The organism is Phyllobacterium sp. A18/5-2, assembly GCF_025452215.1.
GTDB lineage: Bacteria > Pseudomonadota > Alphaproteobacteria > Rhizobiales > Rhizobiaceae > Phyllobacterium > Phyllobacterium sophorae.
Window position 1 is genome coordinate 3504132 of sequence record NZ_CP104966.1, and the last position, 20096, is coordinate 3524227.

A 20096-nucleotide genomic window follows, 5' to 3' on the forward strand; every position below is an offset into this window, starting at 1 on the left:
TCATTCCTCACATTCGCCCAACAGTTTGGGCTGATCTATGCCTTTTTCCCGTGCTTTTCAAACACAAGTATATTCTGCTCTTTCACATTCATGTAAACGCCGCGCAAGTCCGAAGTGAAGACTCCGGCAGGAATTCTTCCGCCACGGTTTCTTTACGCCACCATTGCGCACAAAAGTAGGCAAGAAACCTTGTCTCAATCATGTTCTATACGGGGAGTCAAAAGACCGAGTTCTTCAAGGTCAATGTCCGTCAGCGGATCCTCATCCTCGGTCAATTCATCCGGATCGTTCGCCGGCACCGGAATGGCAAAGTTGGCCGGCATGCGTGCTGAAAGCAATCCAGCTCCGCGCAACTCGTCAATGCCCGGCAGATCGCGCACTTCCTGCAGGCCAAAATGATCCAGGAACGAAGCGGTTGTGCCATAGGTTATGGGGCGGCCCGGTGTGCGCCGGCGCCCGCGAAATTTGATCCAGCCCGTCTCCATCAATACATCGAGCGTACCTTTGGACGTCTCCACGCCGCGAATATCTTCCAGCTCCGCGCGGGTAACCGGCTGGTGATAGGCGATGATTGCCAGGACTTCCAGCGCCGCTCGCGAAAGCTTCTTCTGCTGTGAAGCCTCGCGATTCATCAGGAAGGCCAGATCCGCCGCAGTGCGGAATGCCCATGCACCGCCAACCTGCCGAAGATTGATGCCGCGCTTGGAATAGATTTCCTGCAATTCTCCAAGCAGCGCCGCAACGTCAACACCGGATGGCAGGCGCTCCTGCAGCGCCTTTTCGCTCACTGGTTCGGCCGATGCGAACAAAATGGCCTCAGCCATGCGCAATGCCTCTGAAAGAGAAAGCGACGAGTTCCAGTTTTCAGCCGATGATTCAAATTCATCGTTCTCGATCTCGAACTGGTCCTGCATGGAATCAGCCATTGACCATGTCCTCAATTGGCGCAACCGGCAGTTCCGCCAATCTTGCGGGCCTGTTGCGGAGGTATATCGGGTCGAACGCACCCGTCTGGCGGATTTCGAGATGGCCCTCCCGAACCATTTCCAGGCTGGCGGCAAAAGAACTGGCAAGCGCCGTGGCTCGCTCCGCCGGAGAAACGATATATTCCAGCAGATATTGATCGAGCGCCGTCCAGTCCTTCGTCTCGCCCACCAGCCGCATCAGGATCGTGCGCGCATCCTTGAGCGACCAAACGCTGCGCCGTGCAATCTGCACTTGCGAAACCGCCCGTTTCTGGCGTTGTGAGGCATAGGCAGTCAAAAGCTCGTAAAGTGTCGCTGAGTATGTATTGGTCTGATCGACGATGACCGCCTCAGGCATGCCCCGCACGAAAACATCGCGGCCAAGCCTGTTGCGATTGATCAGTTTGGTCGCCGCATCGCGCATGGCCTCCAACCGCTTCAGTCGGAATTGCAGCGTTGCCGCGAGTTCCTCGCCGCTCTCGCCTTCTTCACCAGGAGCCTTGGGTATCAGCAGCTTTGATTTCAAATAGGCGAGCCACGCGGCCATCACCAGGTAATCGGCCGCCAGCTCAAGCCTCAGGGCCTGCGCCTGACGGATGAAGACGAGATACTGTTCGACAAGCGCGAGCACGGAAATGCGCGCAAGATCGACCCGCTGATTGCGGGCAAGATGCAGCAGAAGATCAAGCGGACCTTCGAAACCCTTGATATCTATGACCAGCGAGGGCTCGCTGAGACCGCGATCAGACGGGCTTTCCCACAGCACCTCCATCGGCGTCGTGCTCTTCCCATTGGTCTTTTGCTCGCTCGCAGCCAAATTCTTCTCGCCTTTATGCCACCGCCTCGAAGGTGCGCTGGAATTCTTCCCGGAGCTCTTCCTCATTGGAGGTGTCCGGCTCTTTTCTGTAATCTATCGCTCGCGACGCCCGTTCGAGCGCCTTACCCTCGAAGTTCTGGCGTGCACGATGCGACCGCTCTCATTTGGTCCATGATACCGTGGCAATGAAGCACGATATCGAGTCCCGCCGCAAAGATTGCTTTGGTTCGATCAAAATAATCCCCAGAAAGTGCGTTCATGGAGATGTCATCGCTCATCAGCAGCCCGTCGAAGCCTATATAGCCGCGAATGATCTCTTCCACCACCTTACCCGATGTCGTGGCCGGGTTCTTCGGATCGACAGCCGAGAAGATCACATGCGCGCTCATCGCCATCGGGAGGTGCGCCAAAGCGCGGAATGGCGCAAAATCATGCTCCGCCAGCTCTTCCAGCGGCGCCGCGACCGTTGGCAACGCATGATGGGTGTCGGCAAACGCACGGCCGTGGCCCGGCATATGCTTCATCACTGGCAGCATACCGCCGGCAAGCAGACCTTCTGCCGCCGCACGCCCCATTGCGGTCACGATTTCCGGATGCTTGCCATAAGCCCGTGTCCCGATCACATCATTTGCCCCCTCAACCGGCACATCCAGCACCGGCAGGCAATCCACATTGATGCCGAGCTTGAGCAGATCGAAGGCGTGGAGACGTGACATGACCCATGCAGCACGCAGGCCTTTCTCTTCGTCCTCCCGGTAAAGCGCACCCAGCGCCGATCCTGAAGGATAGTTCTGTACCAGCGGAGGACGCAGCCGTTGCACGCGTCCGCCTTCCTGATCGATCAGCACAAGCGCGTCGTCACGATCGACCAGATCGCGCAGATGCGCGCACAGATCCTCGATCTGTGCGGGTTCGCTGACATTGCGGGCAAACAGAATAAAACCCCATGGACGCTCGTCGCGGAAGAACGCGATTTCATCGGGGGTCAGTTTCAAACCGGTGGTTCCGGCAATCCATGCTTTTGATCTGCTCATGCACAGAGTCTACTTCTTTGACGCAAAAAAAGAAAAAGGCGGCCATTGCCGCCTCTTCACGAGAATGTTGGAGGCGTCACTGCGTAACGAAGCAGCTGCCGCCTGCAGTCTTATACTTGGCGCACAAAGCGTTTGCATCGCTCTTGGAGCCAGCGGGGATCCGGACACGGAAGAACGTGCCCTTGCCGGCGATTTCCGCCTGTTTGATATCCACACCGCGCCCGCCGATCACACTTGCATATTTCTGTGACAGCGATGCGTAAGTCTTCTGCGCACCTTCAACGTTTGGCTGCGAAGCGATCTGGATCATGTAACTGCCTGCCGCGGGGGCGGTGGAGGCGACTTGCTGACCAGCTGCATTCTTCGGTGGCACGCGGTCAACGATGTCCAGTGGCTGCTCGGCAGGGCGAGACTCGACTACCGGAACATTCTTCGGCCCTACGGATGCGACCGTTTCCTGGGTAATCTTCTTCGTCTCGACCGGCTTGGCAGGCAGCTTGCCCGCTGCCGGAGCTTTTGTCGTTTTCGCAGGTACAGCTTCAGGGGCAGCAACAGGTGCAAGATCAGCAGGCTCGCTATCCTGGACGAGGGAACCAATCTGATCGTCCGCCGATGCTACTGGAGCGGCCGGTGCATTTGTACTGACCGGGGCTGGCGCAGCAGGGCGTTCGGCCGGAGCAGCGGCAGGACCGGCACTCATTGGCTCGCCAGCCTGTGGAATGGATGCAACCATCGTTCCGTCAGGCTTGACCACCATTGTCTGGACCTTGCGCGGTGCGATCGCGCCGTTGCGCTCAGCCGGTGGCTCACTGGCGGCAGTATCCTGCTCTGCCGGATCGACCCGTGCCTCGACCTTGCCGAGGTCCGCTGGCACGTCTTCGTCCTCATCGGCAGCGAGATCCACAGGATCCTCACGGGTAGTTACAAGCTGATCCTGTTTCGGTGCAGCTGGTGCCGCCGTGGCATCCTTGTCGTACACGGCCTTGTCCTGATTGGGAACAACGGCGGTGCTGGCGGTTTCCGGCTGAACCTTGATCGGCGTCTTGTCCGCCATGATGACGACGGGCTCACCACCCGGGCCGCCAGTCCATTTATAGGCTACCGCACCAGCGACGGCCACAAGCACCACTGCTGCAGCGACACCCGGCACGAACAGGCTGCTTCTGCCCTTCGCCTGCTTTTGCCCATAGGGCGTTGCGGCAATGTCGACATTGTCCTGCCGTGGATCATAACCGAAATCATCGGCGTCCGGTCCGTCCTGATAGGTGGCCTGGTTTGCCTGACGGTTCTGCTGCGCGTTGGCGGCAGCTATCCCTATACCGGCTGCGCCGGCTGCTGCTGCGGTGGCGTAACCGGCAGCGTTGTAACGGCCCTGTTCCGCTTCATTGCCGAACACGTCGGCAAAAATATCCGCAAACTCGTCCTTAACCGGCTCTGGCGCCGAAGCTTCTTCGGCAACAGTGGTACGCTGGTCTTCGGCCTCTATCGAACCAAACACTTCGGCAAACTCTGTCTCAAGCTCCCCGAGACCATGGTGGTCCGAAACGTCATCCCCATAGTCTACCGCCGGCAGATCAAGAGACTCGGTGTAGTCGACCCGGTTTTCGGTCACCGCCACCGTATCAACGTCGGGCGCCGCATCGATCGAAGATGCCGCACGATCGAGCTCATCGGCATAATCGCCCAGATCGTGAACTTCGGGCAGTTTCGGTGCGCTGGCAACGGGCGCAGCGACCGGCACTTCGATCGGTTCGTGCGCAGGCGCATACGACTGCTCAACGCTGTGGTAGCGCGGAAAAACCGGCTCGGATGCAACGACAGCCTGTTCTTCCTCGATTTCCGATGGAACGTCGAAATCATCGAAAGCCGCCATCAGTTCGTCGGTATCAAAATCTTCGTCCGACGCATCCTGAATCTGCTCGTCAGTGGCCTCATAGACCGCTGGTTCCTGCGTGAAGGACGGCTGCGATGCTGGCTCCTGATAGGATGTCGTCCGGCTGATCGAGGGTGCCGGCTCCGTACGCCCGGCGACCTGTGTTTGCGAACCATAGCCCCAGGTGGCATTTGCGGATCGCTGCACGACAGGCTGGGCGGAGCCCGCTAGCAGGGTTTCCAGTTCATCCTCCAGGCTAAGTGATGGAGCCGCAGCAACCGGGTGCGCTTCATGCTGCGCAGCTATGGGAGCATCTATCCCCTCACCGACCTCGCGATCCGTGTAAGAGGCGTCGGGCTCGTAATCGGCATAATCCGGCTCTTCATAAGCAAAAGCAGGCTGAGTGGCTACTTCCTCGGGTGCATTGGAAGGTTCACTCGCAGATAATTCCCGCTCGATGGACTCCTGAAAGTCCTGAACGGCGAAATGATCGTCTGCGGGCTGACTATGGTCAGGAACCTGCTGGGCGGACCGGGGAAGGGTCGGCTCATCCAAACCTCCCATCAGCTCGCGTTCAAGATCCAGGGTAAATTCATCTGAAGATCCGGTCGCAGACTCATCCTCTTCCGGCGTTCCCATAATGCGGGAAAGCTCCATCAAGGGGTCGTCAGAACCTAATCGCGAATCATCCTGCCGGTGAGAACGCTGAAGATAGTTGTCCGCCATGGCGTTAATCCTGTACTCTCAACTGTGGGACGCCCGAAGACGTCACGCATTGGCCTTACCAGCGCAATGTGGGCAAAAGTTGACAGGATTGCTACGCTTTTCAGCGCATTCTAGCGCATTTCAGTCGGGGCGTCCGCACCAATTATAGACAATCCGGACGCCAGGACCTTCGAAACAACCTGAACCAGCCCTAGCCTGGCTTGGGACAAGTTTGGATCGTTAACCTTAATAAAACGTAAGTCCGTATTTTCGGTTCCCCTGTTCCACTGCGTATGTAGCGAACTTGCAAGGTCATAGAGGTAGAAAGCCAGCCGGTGCGGCTCCTGATGCAATGCCGCTGTTTCGATGAGCCGCGGGTACTCCGCAAGCTTGCGGATGAGCGCTATTTCGCTTTCATCCGTGAGCAGATGGAAATGCTGGGCACTTGCCGCCAGCGCTTCTTCACCGATGCCAAGCTGCTCGATTGCCTGCCGGAAAACCGAATGGCACCGCGCTGAAGCATACTGGACGTAGAAAACGGGATTGTCCTTGGAATGTTCGGTCACCTTGGCGAAATCGAAATCCAGCGGCGCATCGTTCTTCCGGTAAAGCATCATGAACCGGACGGGATCGCGGCCCACCTCTTCCACGACATCCCGCAAAGTGACGAACTCACCCGACCGCTTCGACATCCGCACGGGCTCACCATTGCGGTAGAGCTTGACCAGCTGGCATATCAGGACAGTCAGCTTGGCCGTTCCACCGGAAACGGCTCGCGCCAGCGACTCCAGCCGCTTGATATAACCGCCATGATCGGCTCCAAGCACATAGATCATCTCATCGAAATGCCGGTCGTACTTGTCCTTGAAGTAGGCAACATCGGCGGCGAAATAGGTGAATTGCCCGTCAGACTTGACCAACGGCCGGTCGATATCATCGCCAACATCTGTTGACCGGAACAGGGTCTGCTCGCGATCCTCCCAGTCTTCCGGCAGCTGCCCCTTAGGCGGCGGCAGTTTCCCCTTGTAGACATGTCCCTTCAGCGTCAGGTCATTGATCGCCGACCGGATCAACTTTGCGTTGTTCGCATGCAAGGTCCGTTCGGAGAAAAACACATCATGATGCACGTTGAGCGAAGCGAGATCGTCGCGGATCATCGCCATCATGGCGTCGATCGTCCGGTCCTTGACGATGGCAAGCGCCTCGTCTTCCGGCATCTCGAGGAGTTTCGTGCCGAAGTCTTTCGCCAGCGCTTGCCCGACCGGAACGAGATAGTCGCCCGGATACAGCCCGGGAGGGATCTCGCCAATATGTTCGCCCAGCGCCTCGCGGTAGCGCAGCATCACGGAACTCGCCAGAACGTCAATCTGCGCCCCGGCGTCATTGATGTAATATTCCTTGGCGACGTCATAACCCGCAAACTTGAGAAGGTTGGCCAACGCATCGCCAACCACGGCACCCCGGCAGTGGCCCACATGCATCGGCCCGGTCGGATTGGCCGAGACATATTCGACATTGACCCGGTGTCCATAACCGATCTTCGACCGGCCATAATCGAGGCCGGCATTCAGCATGCCTGCGAGTTGCCGATGCCAATAAGTGTCCTTCAGCCTCAGATTGATGAAACCGGGTCCCGCCACCTCGACCGTGCCGACATCAGCATCGTTCTTCAGAGCATCGCCAATCCTTACCGCAAGTTCGCGCGGATTTTGGCCGACCGCCTTGGACAGCACCATTGCCGCATTGGTCGCGATATCCCCGTGGCTCGCATCGCGCGGCGGTTCCACGCCCACGCGTGACAGATCAACCTCAGCGCCATCTGTTGTTTTCAATTCAAGCGCTTGCAGGGCGTTCTTGATCCGCGTATCGAAGTCCGCGAAGATATTCATGACATCATACTCATTCGGGTTTTGTATCGATTGCTCGGCTAACTTGCCGAAGTTGGGTTCGCCTCAGGAGACATTGGAAGCCTGATGGGGCAGCTGGTGTGATTTTCGAGAATCGGAGCGAAGTCGACATTTTTCGTCCACGAGCACCGGAAGCGTTGAAAATCACATCAGACGTCCCTCAGGGTGAATTTGCAGACGGTCTCTAGGACAATTCGGGCGTATGGTCAAACAGCCGGCGGTGTTCGCGCACAGCATAGGTATCGGTCATACCTGCCAGGAAATCCGCCACAAGCCGTGCGCGCGCCGTCAAATCGCCCCGTGTCCCGCCGTTCCGCCAGCCTTCCGGCATGCACTGTTCGTCAGCGAGATACGCGTCGAACAGGTCTCTCACAATCATGTCAGCGGATTTGCGCACGCGCACCACGCTCTGGTGGAAATAGAGGTTCTCGTAGAGAAAGGCTTTGAGCAGCTGCTCCTGTTCGCGCAGCGGTGCGGAGAATCCCACAATCATTCGCCCCGCACCGTGAATGTCGCAGACAGTCTGCGGCTTGAGCGCCTCCAAATTCGCCTGCGCGCTCCGAATGACGTCTTCGACCATGATTGTGATCTGCCGCCGCACAATCTCGTGGGATGTGCGCACATCATCAAGCACCGGATATTTCTGCCTGACCGCACGCAGGATATCGCCGGTGATAGCCACACCTTCCAACGCATCGAGTGACAACAGACCTGAGCGCAATCCATCATCGATGTCATGCGCATTATAGGCGATGTCATCTGCAATCGCAGCACACTGGGCTTCCAGCGAAGCGTAGTTCGCAAGTTCCAGGTCAAGCCGCGCGTTGTATTCAAGAATTGACGCGGGCACCGCATGCTTGAGCCCGTTGCCCGCGCTGTCGATCAGGGGACCGTTGTGTTTGACCAACCCCTCGAAGCGTTTCCCATGTCAGGTTCAACCCATCGAATTCGGCATAACGCTTTTCGAGATTCGTCACGATCCGCAATGATTGCGCATTGTGGTCGAAACCGCCAAAGTCCCCCATCTTGTCGTTGAGCGCATCTTCGCCGGTGTGACCGAACGGCGTATGGCCGAAATCGTGCACGAGCGCGATCGCCTCGGCCAGATCCTCATCGAGGCGCATGGACCGCGCCAGCGCCCGGGCGATCTGCGCCACCTCGATCGTATGTGTCAGCCTCGTGCGATAATGGTCACCCTCATGCGCGATGAACACCTGTGTCTTGTGCTTCAGCCGCCGGAACGCGGTTGAATGGATAATTCGGTCCCGGTCGCGCTGAAACACAGTGCGAGTGGGGCTCTCGTTTTCCTCGACAAGCCGCCCTCGGCTTTTCTCGGGGTCGCAGGCATAAGCCGCGCGCTCCCTGTAACCGAATCCGATACCCTGCATCGACATGACTGAATTACGCGCCTTCCGGTTTTGTGACTGCGGACATCGTTGACTTCACAGTCGCCAATTCTTAGCTATGGTGTATGATGAATGGCAAGGTGTGACATGGCAATGTCAATCCCCGGCCGAGCGCAGCGGAGCAATCCGCAGAGGAATCGTAAAGAATGACCGAACTAGCCAATGTTTCTGTCTCCGACGCCGCCGCACGGCGCATCTCGGCGATTTTGAAATCCGATCCAGAAAAGACCGCCCTGCGCATTTCGGTCGAGGGTGGCGGTTGCTCGGGTTTCTCCTACAAATACGATCTGGTCGATGCGCAGGACGCCGACGACATCGTAATTGAAAAGCTGGGCGCAAGGGTACTGATCGATTCGATTTCCCTGCCCTATATTGGCGGTTCGGAAATTGATTTCGTCGACGATCTGATGGGACAGTCGTTCCAGATCCGCAATCCCAACGCCACATCGTCCTGTGGTTGCGGAACCAGCTTTTCCGTCTGATAAATCCATAAATTCTCACCGTTGAACCAGAGCGGAACTGCCATGAAAATCGTCACCTGGAACATCAACGGTGTAAAAGCACGCATCGAGGTTCTCACCACCTGGCTGCAAGAATCCGATCCGGACATCGTTTGCTTGCAGGAAATCAAATCCGTCGATGATGGCTTTCCGCGTTTCGAACTCGAGGCTCTCGGCTATCATGTCGAAACGCATGGCCAAAAAGGCTTCAATGGCGTTGCCATATTGTCCAAGAAATCACCGGAGGAGGTAACGCGTGGCCTCCCCGGAGACGATGCGGACGAACAGGCGCGTTTTATCGAAGCGGTCTTCTCAACCGGGAATGGCGCCTTGCGCGTCGCCTCTTTGTACCTGCCCAATGGCAATCCGATCGATACGGAGAAATTTCCGTATAAATTGCGCTGGATGGCGCGGCTGGAACGATGGGCTGAAGAAAGGCTCGCGCTGGAAGAACCGCTCATACTTGCCGGCGACTACAACGTCATTCCCGAGCCGGTCGACGCCAAGGTGCCCGAAGCGTGGGTCAACGACGCTCTGTTCCAGCCGGAAACCCGACAGGCATTTCGTCGGCTCGAAAATCTCGGGTTCACTGACGCTGTCCGCAGCGTCACCGATGCGGCAGGGACTTATACATTCTGGGACTATCAGGCCGGAGCCTGGCAGAAGAACAACGGTATTCGCATCGACCATCTGATGTTGTCACCCGAAGCGGCCAACCTGCTTGAGTCTGCGAGTATCGAGAAACATGTCCGCGCCTGGGAAAAGCCCTCGGATCATGTGCCCGTAGCGATTTCGATCGCTTAGCACGCAGTTCTGGCTAAAGACCTTTCGAGAATTCAGGCGGCTGGTGCGGTTTTCGAGAACCGGAGCGTAGCGGCCCTATTGGTCCGTAAGCACCGGAAGCGCAGAAAATCGCATCAGATGTCCATCAGCGTGAATTGGAAGGTCCTAGAAGTCGCCGGTCTTGATGATATCCTCTGCCAGTACCATGGCAGTTCGCCGGTCAGCCTCATCGGCTATTGAAAACGCCTGTTCCTGGATATCGCCGATCCAGGCCCGATCCTGCTTGCTGGCATGCTCGAGAGCCGCCGTCATCATCGCCAGACCACGCACCGTCTTTCCCGCTTGGAACAGCAGATTGCCGAGCATGGCTTGCGCACCCGCATGACCCTTTTGTGCCGAAAGGCGAAACCAGCGTGCGGCCTGGTTGGGGTTGGGCTGTCCGCCCTCGCCCTTCATCAGCATCTTGCCAAGTTCGAACTGCGCATCGGAGTCGCCGAAATTCGACGCCGCCTGCAGATAAAGATCGCGCGCAGCGCCCGGATTGGAATTGATGGGTGAATTGGGAATACCGCGCCTCAAATAGCCGGCAAGTGCAACAAGGGCGTCGGCGACATAGCTTTCGTTCTGCGTGCCTTGATCAGCGCCTTCACGAATGACCTGCTCGAACATCTTATAGGCTTCGTAGTCATCTTCCTTGACGCCGTCACCCTCCGCATACATGCGGGCAAGCTTCCAGTTGGCGCCCTGGTGTCCTTTCTCGGCGGCAAAGCGAAGCGCCTTGACCGCCTCATCCTTGTGACCATTCTTGTAGGCCGAGAAGCCGAATTTGAAGAGCGCAAACGGGCTGGAATCCTCATTCATTTCATTCTTGGTATCGAACGCAAAGCAAGGTGCCGTCATGGCGCTCATCATAAGGCCAATTCCGACCAGCGGAGCGACAAGGCGTTCAGTGACGAACATGGCAGCGTTCTTCCTTCACCCTGACCAGATCTGTCGCAGCAACACCGCGCGCCATTTCAACCGTCCAGGTACTATACTCGCCAGCCTGCATGAACACCGCATTCAGCGGCGAGATGTTCAAGCCTCGCACATCATTCCAGCAATCATTTGACGGATTTCCGGCAATACTGGGGCTCACAATAAAATGATGAACGAACGTCCGCTGACGTCTTGCAGATCGGGTCTTCGAAATAACTAACGCGTCCATCATTTTCCCATGCGGAGCATCTGCACTATTACTCGATGTTTCCAACCACCCAAGGTTGCCGCTCCATTGAGGTGCTCCGGGTTTGTGGCGCAAAATGGGCAGATTTGTCCCCCGCTCTTGCGCTGCAGATCATCGCGCAGAAGTGTTGCTGAATCGTCACAAAATTTGAACGGCAGAAAAATGATTTTACACTGGAAGGGGGTTCGTATTGGCCAGAGCCATCTCAATAAAAAAGCCCGGCGGTTTGCCGGGCTTTTCTTTTATATCAAAGGTTTGGATCAGAATTTTAGCTTGGCCGAAAGCGACAGGGCGCCTACGAAGTCATCGCCAAAATCATAGGCAACGTCGCCGCCGCAGACCCCAGACCTGCTGGGGCAGCTTCGAGGTGGTCCATACTCGCCAGACGTCAGCATACCTACCGCACCGCCGGCGCGAACTTCAAACTTATCATTCGGTGTATAGGAAACGCCGGTCGAAAGCAGCCAGGTATCGGTCTGCGTAGTCAAACCAGTTGATGTGCCGCGATCCCAGCTCAGCTGAACCTGTGCGCTCCACTGATCGTTGAATTTATGGCCGACACCACCGGATACCGTCCAGCCGTCACGGAACATCAGATCGAGTGATGTGGCATAGGCGGCAGGCGTACAGGTGGGAACCGTTACCGAACAGAAGCCGACGACCTGGAGCACACTCCAATCGACCCATTTTACCGAGCCGAAAGCCAGCCAGTCTGGTGCGATACCAGTCTGGAATCTGAACTCAGCGGTTTGCGGCAACGTTGCCGTTCCATATACGTCGATGATCCGTCCAGCGAATGGTAGAAGCGGGTTGGCAAAAATCGCAGGAATTTCTGTAACATCGATCGTGCCGGCAATCCGACCTAGATCGACCTCGGCGTTATAGATGAAGCTTGCCCGAAATGCGTATTCTGGGATTTCATATGACGCTCCAATGCGCCAGCCCCAACCATCGCCCTTCAGGTCGAGAACACCCGTTCCGTCAAAGCCTGCTGCTGCGAATGGGGTCTGGAGAACCTGACCGAGAACAAGCCTTTCCTTGAAGCCGTCGACCTCCTGGTAGGACACACCGCCGATTGCGCGGAGGTATCCCTTACCTACGTCGAATTTATAGGAACAGGTCAGACCATAGTCCTTGCTGTTAATCTTGGTCTCAATGTTCTGGTTTGCGCCTACCCAATCGGCACCTGGATTGGTGTGAACACCCCATGGCTCGGAATAAGTTCCCAAGCAGTCGAAATCTGACGTGATGCCGAGTTTCGCGCCGAAACGTGGAACTGTATAGTTCGGTGTTTCATGACCGGAGGTTGACCCGCCGCCGATGCCGTTGGCGCCAAGCCCATCAAGCGGATTGATATCGCGAGCGTTCTTGAATTTGCGGTCAGGCATCACGTATATCACGCCTGCTTCCGTTGCAACGCGGCTAGGGTCGAACAACAATTCCCAGTTGTAGCCTCCGCGCTCTAGCCCCCCGGCTTGAGCAGCAGAGGCCACACCCGTCAAAAGCAGCGCCCCGCCCAAAATCGTTGAAATAGCCTTAGACATTAGTTCTCCCCCGAAAGTCCAAAAACTTCCTGAACGCCGCAACAGTTCAGCAAAATTGTTACCAATACGTAATAGGTAACAAAGCACACCGATCGTGCAACGGGTTTGCGAAAGGCTGATTCTTCAACGGGGCGATGGAGAATTGAAAAATTCCGAAATTTTCGATTTCGAGATCGAGGTTTCGCTATTTTTTCAACTAATCCGAATTGGTTAGTGGCAAAATCAATGATTTTTGGGCGGAAAACGCCGTTGTTGCTCAAATGCAACGCCGCCGGAAAATGACAAAATTGGGGCTTTTCACTGGCGGAAATGGGGAGCTTCCCCCTGTGTTTCAAGGGGAAGTCTCGATTCAATCAAGCGGGATCCGCGCCGGCTCGCGAATCTTTGTCATCAACCCGCTTCGCGTACCCGGCGGATCGCCGTTTCGATTTTTTCGGCCGAGGCTTGCAACTCGGCGAAACGTTCGCGCTCGGCTTCGACGATTTCCGGTTTCGCATTGGCGACGAACTTCTCGTTACCAAGCTTCTTTGCGATCTTCTCCGATTCATCGGCAATCTTGCCGGCTTCCTTGGTAAGCCTTGCAATCTCGGCGTTCACGTCGATGAGGCTTCCCAGCGGCAGGCAGGCCGTGGCTTCGCCGATGACAAACTGAGCCGAGCCCTTTGGAGCGTCTGCGGCCAGCGTAATCGTCGCCACACGGGCGCGCCATTTGATCGAAGCGTCGTGGTGCCGAAGGCGTTCCTCCGTCACATCGTTGGCACCGATGACCACAAGGGGCGCCACTGCCGATGCGGGAACGTTCATTTCGGCCCGCACCGAGCGAATGCCGGTGACCAGATCGATGAGCCAGTTGATATCGGCTGCAGCCTCGGCATCGAGAAATTCTGGCTCCGGCCAGCCCGCATGGCAAAGCAGCGTTTCGCGTGCCTGCCCCTCGCCTGCCGTATGCGCCCAAAGCTCTTCTGTCATGAACGGCATGAACGGATGCAGCAGCTTGTAGATTTCGTCAAGGACATAGGCGGCACAGGCCTGGGCTTCGGCCTTTGCCTCTGCATCCTCGCCATTGAATACCGGCTTCAAGAGTTCGATGTACCAGTCGCAGAACTGGTTCCAGACGAAGCGATAGGCAGCACCTGCTGCTTCATTGAAGCGATAACTGGTGATTCCATCGGTGACATCACGCACCGCATTCGTCAATTCTGTCAGAATCCAGCGATTGACCGTAAGCTTGGCATGCTCCGGGCGGAACGATGGATCGCGCGCCACTCCGTTCATTTCGGCAAAGCGCGTCGAATTCCACAGCTTGGTGCCAAAGTTGCGGTAACCGGCGATGCGGCTTGGATCAAGCTTCACGTCGCGTCCCTGCGCCGCCATGATCGCCAGGGTGAAGCGCAACGCGTCTGCGCCATATTCGTCGATCAGTTCGAGCGGATCAATGACGTTGCCTTTCGACTTCGACATCTTCGCCCCGTTCTTGTCACGAACGAGCGCGTGAACGTAAACCGTGTGGAACGGCTCTTCATTCATGAAATGCAGGCCCATCATCATCATTCGGGCCACCCAGAAGAAAATGATGTCAAATCCCGTCACGAGAACGTCGGTCTGATAGTAGGTAGCGAGTTCCGGCGTTTTGTCTGGCCAGCCCAGGGTCGAGAATGGCCAGAGTGCCGACGAGAACCACGTGTCGAGCACATCCTCATCGCGCGTCAGGATTTCACCCGGCTTGAAGTTCTCGATGAGATTCTCGACATGAGCTTTCATCGGCCCCTCATGTGCGAGATAATGCTGGATGGCGGCGCTTAGCGCCTCTTCCTCGCTGCGTTCAACGAAGACCTGCCCGTCCGGGCCGTACCATGCCGGGATCTGATGACCCCACCAGAGCTGGCGCGAGATCGTCCACGGCTGGATATTCTCCATCCAGTCAAAATAGGTCTTTTCCCAGTTCTTCGGCACGAAATTGGTCCGGCCCTCGCGCACACTGGCAATCGCCGGCTTGGCGAGCTCGGCCGCATTCACATACCACTGATCGGTGAGGTACGGTTCAATTGGCACACCGCCACGATCACCGTGCGGGACCATATGGGTGTGGTCCTCGATTTTCTCGAGAAAGCCGCCCTCTTCCATCATCGCGACAATCAATTTGCGTGCAGCAAAACGATCCTTGCCATCCAGAACATGTATCAGCTGACTGAGGTTTCTCGATGGCTCCAGGCCTTCGAGAAATTCATCATTGTCTTTCAGATGGATCGAAGCATCCGTGTTGAGGATATTGATCTGACGCAGATCGTTACGCTTGCCGACTTCGAAATCGTTGAAATCATGGGCCGGCGTGATCTTGACAGCACCGGAACCCGCTTCCGGATCGGCATAGTCGTCGGCAACGATGGGAATGTGACGGCCGACCAGTGGCAGAATGACATTGTTATCGATCAGCGCGTGATAGCGGGCATCGCCGGGATTGACCGCAACACCCGTATCGCCCAGCATGGTCTCCGGACGCGTCGTTGCCACGACAATATAAGTATGCGGATTCTGCGGATCGAAAGCCACGTTTTCCAGCGGATAGCGGAAATGCCACAGATTCCCCTTGATCTCGTGCTGCTCGACTTCCAGGTCGGAAATCGCAGTCAGAAGTTTCGGATCCCAGTTGACGAGGCGCTTGTCCTTGTAGATCAGCCCTTCCTTGTAAAGCGTGACAAAAACTTCAAGGACAGCTTTCGACAGACCTTCGTCCATGGTGAATCGCTCGCGAGACCAGTCGCAGGATGCACCGAGGCGCTTGAGCTGACCTGCAATGATGCCGCCAGACTCTGACTTCCACTCCCATACCCGCTCCACGAACTTCTCACGGCCCATGGCGCGGCGGCCTGGCTGCTGGCGCTCCATCAGCTGCCGCTCGACAACCATCTGCGTGGCAATGCCCGCGTGATCCATTCCCGGCTGCCACAGTACGTTCTTGCCGCGCATGCGCTCGAAACGGACGAGAATGTCCTGGATCGTGTTGTTGAGCGCATGGCCCATATGCAGGGAACCCGTCACGTTTGGCGGCGGAATGACGATCGCAAACGGACCGGCGCCCGGCTTCGAGCCGGCCCCGGCCTTGAAGGCCCCGGCTTCGTCCCAGCGTTTTGCGATTTCGGGCTCTACGGCCGCGGCGTCATACGTCTTCTCAAGCATACAAAGTGTCCGTCATTTGCGGAAAAAGGATTGGCTACGGTGTAAACCGAATGGCCGCCTATAAGTCAATGAAAAGTCAATGATGACTGTCAAACGTGCTTCGCGCCCGCTTGACGAGATCAATGCGAACCCTCGACCAGTGAGCCGCGCAACAGTGGCGCATTTTGGGGGAAGAGAATGAAAATCTCGCATTTGGTTACATCATGCCTCGCTGCGCTTGTGCTGGCGGGATGCATGGTGTCTGAAAACCGCTACAAGCAAGTACAAGCCAGCGTGCGAAATCCCGCTCAGCAGAAAGCTGAAATCGCAAACTGCTCCACCTCAGTGGGTAACATGTCGCCCGAGCGGCGCCAGAGTTTTGCTACGCTGGCGGGGACGTCAGTCGCAAGCGTGCCGACGGTCTTCTGCAGACGCATTGTCCAGGGAGTTGCCAGCGGGAAACTGACGCGCGACGACATCAATTCCGTCTATAAGGGCGCCCTTACTCCCAATGCGCTCAAAGTGATCCAGGGGCGCTAGCACAGCTGGGTAATTCCAACGCGCAAGCGGCCCGGCTTACCGTCGGCCGCCTCGTGCCACCCGCTCGATTTCCTCGCGCACGAGGCGTTCGACCAGCGTCGGCAGGTTGTTGTCCAGCCAGTCCTGCAGCAAGGGTCGCATGATCTCCTGCGCGATCTCATCGAATGAGCGCCTTTGCTCATTGCGGACGGCGAATGACAGATCATCGAACGCTGAACTCACCTGCCGCTCGGCCGCCTCGGAAAGGATGGGTTCGAGCGCCTGCTCCAGATCGAGCGACACTTCGTCGTCCATTCGTGCATCCGGTTCCGGACCAGTGAGACGGGTGGGGACCGACAGGGTATCGGCCAGCTCGACGGCCTCCGTATCGAACACCGGAGGATTCAAGTCCGCAGCTGCCGGATCTTCTTGCCGCAATGCAGCTTCTTCAGTCAACGCAGGATGCATTTCAGGAACCTTCGTCGCAGTATGGACTCCCGAGGCGTCCTCCAGCGTTTCGGCGGGCAGTGGCGCGACCTGCTGGCCAGGAGCATCGGCGGCCTGCCTGTCCGGGATATCGGCGTTCAACGGCGTGTCGGGCGCGGGTTCCCGTTCCACCAGCTTTGATTGCAGTGGCGAAGAAGACCGTCCGAGCGGCGATTCAAACGATGGCGTGGCGGCTGCGACGGCGATGCCTTCGCGTGGTGGCAGCTCGGCTTCCTCATCGCTGTATCGATCGGCAGAATGGGGCTCGCGCACCGCCGTACGCGATGGGATATCGGAGTTGACGGGAACTGGCGGCGTGTCATCGGGCCGCGTGGTATCGCTCTCCTCGATGATGCGGCGGATCGATGCGAGAATTTCCTCCATGGAGGGTTCCCGCGCGACGCTGGATGATTGTGCCATGATGCTCTTGCCCACTACATCTTGTTTCGTTGCGCTGCAACGAGATCTGTATTCAGTGTAGAGGCTTGTAATGCGTTTGAGAATCCTCAGGCGAAATGTTTGCAGCTAACCCACAGATTTTCTGAAAAACGCCTCAACTGGCGCCGGAAAACAATTTGCCGCCAGGCGGTCGGCCTGGCGGCAAATTTGAAAGCGGCAAACCGCGGATAAATCGGAAATCAGCGCCCGTCCGGCGTGCGCAGACCGATCCACTTGTCCTTTACCGCTTCGTAGTGCTCTTCCGGTCTGTACTCGGCAACCTGAAGTCCGATCTGCGATGCGGTCAATCGGCCAACGGCTGACAGAACCGCATAGCTGGTAACGACACTGTCCCGTTCGGCCTGTGCGAGCGATACCTGACCGGTGAGAACGTCGGCCTGCGCGTTCAAGACGTCCAGGGTGGTGCGCTGGCCAACCTTGCGCTCCTCGATCACGCCGTTCAAGGCGAGTTGCGCGGCAGCCACCACTGACCTTTGTGCAACGATCTGTGCCTTGGCTGATTCCATTTGCGAATAAGCTTGAGCGATGGCCTGGCGGACACTGTCGCGCGCCACATCGACCTCGATGCGACGCTGGCCCAGGGTTTCCTTGGATTGGCGGACAAGTGCAGAGGTCCGGCCGCCATTGTAGATCGGAATCGTCACCTGGATACCTGCGGACGCTGAGGTGCTATCCGTCGTGCCGGTGCTGATACCGCCTGAAAAAATCTCCTCGCGCTCAACTGTACCCACAAGTCCAACCTGTGGCAGGAGTTGCCCCTCATTGGCCTTCACACTGTAACCGGCCGCGTCCACGGCATATTGGCTGGCGAGAATTGCCGGATGATTGCCGGTTGCGATTGAAAACGCCTGCTGCATCGATTTCGGCAATGACTTCGAGGCCATAGCGGCAGCCGCCAGCCTGCCGGGTGTCGTTCCAACGATCTGGATATAATTCGCTTCCGCGATCTTCTCATCCGATTTTGCCGCATCGAGCGTGGCGATCGCGGAAGCCTTCGATGCCTCCGCCTGCGCAACGTCCGTACGGGTTCCTTCGCCCACATCGAGATCGCGCCTTTGCGGCGCGCAGCTGCTCGTCAAGAAACTCGAGGTTCTTCTGGCGCAGAATAACGATCTGGCGGTTCAGATAGACATCCATATACGCCTGAGCAGCACTGAAGAGCAGGTTTTGCTCGTTGTTGCGCAGGTTTTCGCGGGCCGCCAGAACCTGTGTCTTGGCCGATTTGATGTTGTTGCTGACGGTGAAACCATCAAAGAGCGTCTGATTGATCTGTATCCCGAACGTTCCGGTATTCCTGGTACCGTGGGTACCTCCGTCAAGCCGGCTAGCGGTCGTGGTCAAATCTGCCGTGGCAGATACAACCGGACGGTAGCCCGATTTCGCGACTGCAACGCCTTCATCCGTAACGCGGACGCCCGCCCTGTCGGCATTGAGCGTGGAATTGTTGCTGTATGCCTTGGCCATTGCGCCAAAGATTGTTTCAGCCATCGAAGGCGTAGTGGCCAATACCGTCGCCGACATCAGCGCTGCGGTGAGTACTCGCTTACCCGCTAAGAACACTATAAGCCCCTTCATTCTCTAAACTTGCACGTCCAACCGAACCGATTGGTTCGACAACATGTTGTTCATTGTTCGCCAATTGGCAAGAAGGCCACAGGCACAATTTCCAATCTGCTGACAAAAGTACTCAACCGTTGCACTTTTGTCTCATAGGCGACACTCAGAATTCGAATTCTGCTACCTTCTCAAATCCGGGAAGCGGTTTGACTGCGGAATTGAAAGCCCGGCGTCCGGAAACAACCCCATCATTTTTTCCGTAAAGCATTGCCTTGCCTGCATTTCCCGCCCCCTCGACAACCACGAGGTCGGCCCCCATCCTTCAATTGATCGAATAATGTACTAGGAACGTGGTCCACGCTACCCTCAATTATGATTACGTCGTAGGGCGCTTCGGAGGGATAACCCTTCTCCAGCGGCCCATGGACGACCACAACACAATCCGACCCGCACTCCGACAATATAGCGGTCGCCTGATCGGCCAGATTCCTGTCACTTTCGAGAGCGATCACCGAACCTGCGATCTCGCGAAATCACGGCTGATGAATAGCCCGTGCCGCATCCGATATCGAGAACGACATCATCGGGCTGGACATTGGCAAGCTGAACCAGCTTCGCGAAAGGCGACGGCTGCATCAGATAGCGGGCGATAGAGTCTGCCGTAGCAGCCGAAACCAGGACATCGTCATCGATATAGGCCAGTGCGTGACGTGTGCTTGGCACAAACTTCTCGCGCGGGACATCAAGAAAAGCCTGAAGCAGCGGTTTGTCGGTCACATCAGTCGTGCGCAACTGATTGTCGACCATCTTGATCCGCAAGTCTTCGAAATTCAGCATCATATTCTACAAGCTTTCCTGGCAAGGCGCCTGCAACACATGTAGGCGCGTAACATGCTTCTGACAGATCCGCATCCAACCTGCCGCCTGTAAAGTTGATGATCCTTGAGGACCATCTTCCTATAGAAGCACCAATTTATCTCAATTTGTCAGAGGATGTGGCAAAATTTTCCGTCAGCGTCAATGAATGACTAACGCGACGGCGCTTCACTGTTCACATTGTCTCAGGACTGCGGCCTTCATGCACCACTGTCCGCCACCCGCCCCCGGTCAACTGCTTCGCCGGTCGCCCGAAGACCAGGGTACAATAGCGATGCCACGCC

The 20096-nt window shown here is 57.0% G+C and carries 12 protein-coding genes and 4 pseudogenes; 3 read left to right on the top strand and 13 right to left on the bottom strand.

Annotation, left to right across the window (positions count from 1 at the left end; genetic code table 11):
* Positions 1-194: 194 nt before the first annotated feature.
* The 6 genes and pseudogenes from scpB to N8E89_RS17495 form a co-directional block, all read right to left on the bottom strand.
* Entirely contained in the window at positions 195-926 is a 732-nt protein-coding gene (gene scpB / locus N8E89_RS17470) for an SMC-Scp complex subunit ScpB (RefSeq protein ID WP_106663117.1), read from the bottom strand.
* Positions 919-1782: a segregation and condensation protein A gene (locus N8E89_RS17475; RefSeq protein ID WP_106663116.1), complete on the bottom strand. Its 864-nt coding sequence runs from the start codon at positions 1780-1782 to the stop codon at positions 919-921. Before N8E89_RS17475 ends, scpB begins: the two co-directional genes overlap by 8 nt.
* Positions 1783-1795: 13 nt before the next feature.
* Positions 1796-2816, bottom strand: a pseudogene (gene nagZ, locus N8E89_RS17480) (beta-N-acetylhexosaminidase).
* 76 nt (positions 2817-2892) lie between these two features.
* Complete coding sequence (locus N8E89_RS17485; protein ID WP_106663114.1) at positions 2893-5415, bottom strand: SPOR domain-containing protein; 2523 nt, start codon at positions 5413-5415, stop codon at positions 2893-2895.
* Positions 5416-5525: 110 nt separating this feature from the next.
* Complete coding sequence (argS, locus tag N8E89_RS17490; RefSeq protein ID WP_106663113.1) at positions 5526-7283, bottom strand: arginine--tRNA ligase; 1758 nt, start codon at positions 7281-7283, stop codon at positions 5526-5528.
* 202 nt (positions 7284-7485) lie between these two features.
* Positions 7486-8695, bottom strand: a pseudogene (locus N8E89_RS17495) (deoxyguanosinetriphosphate triphosphohydrolase).
* Positions 8696-8853: 158 nt separating this feature from the next.
* On the opposite strand from N8E89_RS17495, the gene erpA reads away from it, so the two are divergent.
* A complete protein-coding gene (erpA, locus tag N8E89_RS17500) occupies positions 8854-9189 on the top strand; it encodes an iron-sulfur cluster insertion protein ErpA (RefSeq protein ID WP_106663111.1) in 336 nt (111 codons plus the stop codon).
* A 42-nt stretch (positions 9190-9231) separates the two neighbouring features.
* A complete protein-coding gene (xth, locus tag N8E89_RS17505; RefSeq protein WP_106663110.1) occupies positions 9232-10011 on the top strand; it encodes an exodeoxyribonuclease III in 780 nt (259 codons plus the stop codon).
* Between the two features lie 144 nt (positions 10012-10155).
* Here the strand turns inward: xth and N8E89_RS17510 are convergent, their stop codons facing one another.
* The 4 genes from N8E89_RS17510 to N8E89_RS17525 form a co-directional block, all read right to left on the bottom strand.
* The gene (locus tag N8E89_RS17510; protein WP_106663109.1) at positions 10156-10950 is read right to left on the bottom strand and encodes a tetratricopeptide repeat protein; all 795 of its coding nucleotides are present in this window, start codon (positions 10948-10950) and stop codon (positions 10156-10158) included.
* Entirely contained in the window at positions 10937-11071 is a 135-nt protein-coding gene (locus N8E89_RS17515; protein WP_262260608.1) for a hypothetical protein, read from the bottom strand. Before N8E89_RS17515 ends, N8E89_RS17510 begins: the two co-directional genes overlap by 14 nt.
* Before the next feature lie 404 nt (positions 11072-11475).
* Entirely contained in the window at positions 11476-12759 is a 1284-nt protein-coding gene (locus tag N8E89_RS17520) for an OmpP1/FadL family transporter (protein ID WP_106663107.1), read from the bottom strand.
* A gap of 390 nt (positions 12760-13149) precedes the next feature.
* Positions 13150-15936 (bottom strand): valine--tRNA ligase, encoded by a 2787-nt coding sequence (locus tag N8E89_RS17525; RefSeq protein ID WP_106663106.1) that lies wholly within the window; start codon positions 15934-15936, stop codon positions 13150-13152.
* Between the two features lie 177 nt (positions 15937-16113).
* Between N8E89_RS17525 and N8E89_RS17530 the strand changes: the two genes are divergently transcribed.
* Positions 16114-16455 (top strand): hypothetical protein, encoded by a 342-nt coding sequence (locus N8E89_RS17530; RefSeq protein WP_106663105.1) that lies wholly within the window; start codon positions 16114-16116, stop codon positions 16453-16455.
* 36 nt (positions 16456-16491) lie between these two features.
* Here the strand turns inward: N8E89_RS17530 and N8E89_RS17535 are convergent, their stop codons facing one another.
* From N8E89_RS17535 to N8E89_RS17545, 3 genes and pseudogenes are all read right to left on the bottom strand, one after another.
* Complete coding sequence (locus N8E89_RS17535) at positions 16492-17340, bottom strand: PopZ family protein (RefSeq protein ID WP_245448637.1); 849 nt, start codon at positions 17338-17340, stop codon at positions 16492-16494.
* 218 nt (positions 17341-17558) lie between these two features.
* A pseudogene (locus N8E89_RS17540) lies at positions 17559-18954 on the bottom strand (TolC family outer membrane protein).
* 145 nt (positions 18955-19099) lie between these two features.
* A pseudogene (locus N8E89_RS17545) lies at positions 19100-19776 on the bottom strand (protein-L-isoaspartate O-methyltransferase family protein).
* Positions 19777-20096: the final 320 nt, after the last annotated feature.

Excerpts from the sequence above, each read along its gene's own strand:
- N8E89_RS17530 (WP_106663105.1), top strand. The coding sequence starts at position 16,114 with ATGAAAATCTCGCATTTGGTTACATCATGCCTCGCTGCGCTTGTGCTG.
- N8E89_RS17485 (WP_106663114.1), bottom strand. The coding sequence starts at position 5,415 with ATGGCGGACAACTATCTTCAGCGTTCTCACCGGCAGGATGATTCGCGA.
- xth (WP_106663110.1), top strand. The coding sequence starts at position 9,232 with ATGAAAATCGTCACCTGGAACATCAACGGTGTAAAAGCACGCATCGAG.
- N8E89_RS17520 (WP_106663107.1), bottom strand. The coding sequence starts at position 12,759 with ATGTCTAAGGCTATTTCAACGATTTTGGGCGGGGCGCTGCTTTTGACG.
- argS (WP_106663113.1), bottom strand. The coding sequence starts at position 7,283 with ATGAATATCTTCGCGGACTTCGATACGCGGATCAAGAACGCCCTGCAA.
- N8E89_RS17535 (WP_245448637.1), bottom strand. The coding sequence starts at position 17,340 with ATGGCACAATCATCCAGCGTCGCGCGGGAACCCTCCATGGAGGAAATT.
- erpA (WP_106663111.1), top strand. The coding sequence starts at position 8,854 with ATGACCGAACTAGCCAATGTTTCTGTCTCCGACGCCGCCGCACGGCGC.
- scpB (WP_106663117.1), bottom strand. The coding sequence starts at position 926 with ATGGCTGATTCCATGCAGGACCAGTTCGAGATCGAGAACGATGAATTT.
- N8E89_RS17525 (WP_106663106.1), bottom strand. The coding sequence starts at position 15,936 with ATGCTTGAGAAGACGTATGACGCCGCGGCCGTAGAGCCCGAAATCGCA.
- N8E89_RS17510 (WP_106663109.1), bottom strand. The coding sequence starts at position 10,950 with ATGTTCGTCACTGAACGCCTTGTCGCTCCGCTGGTCGGAATTGGCCTT.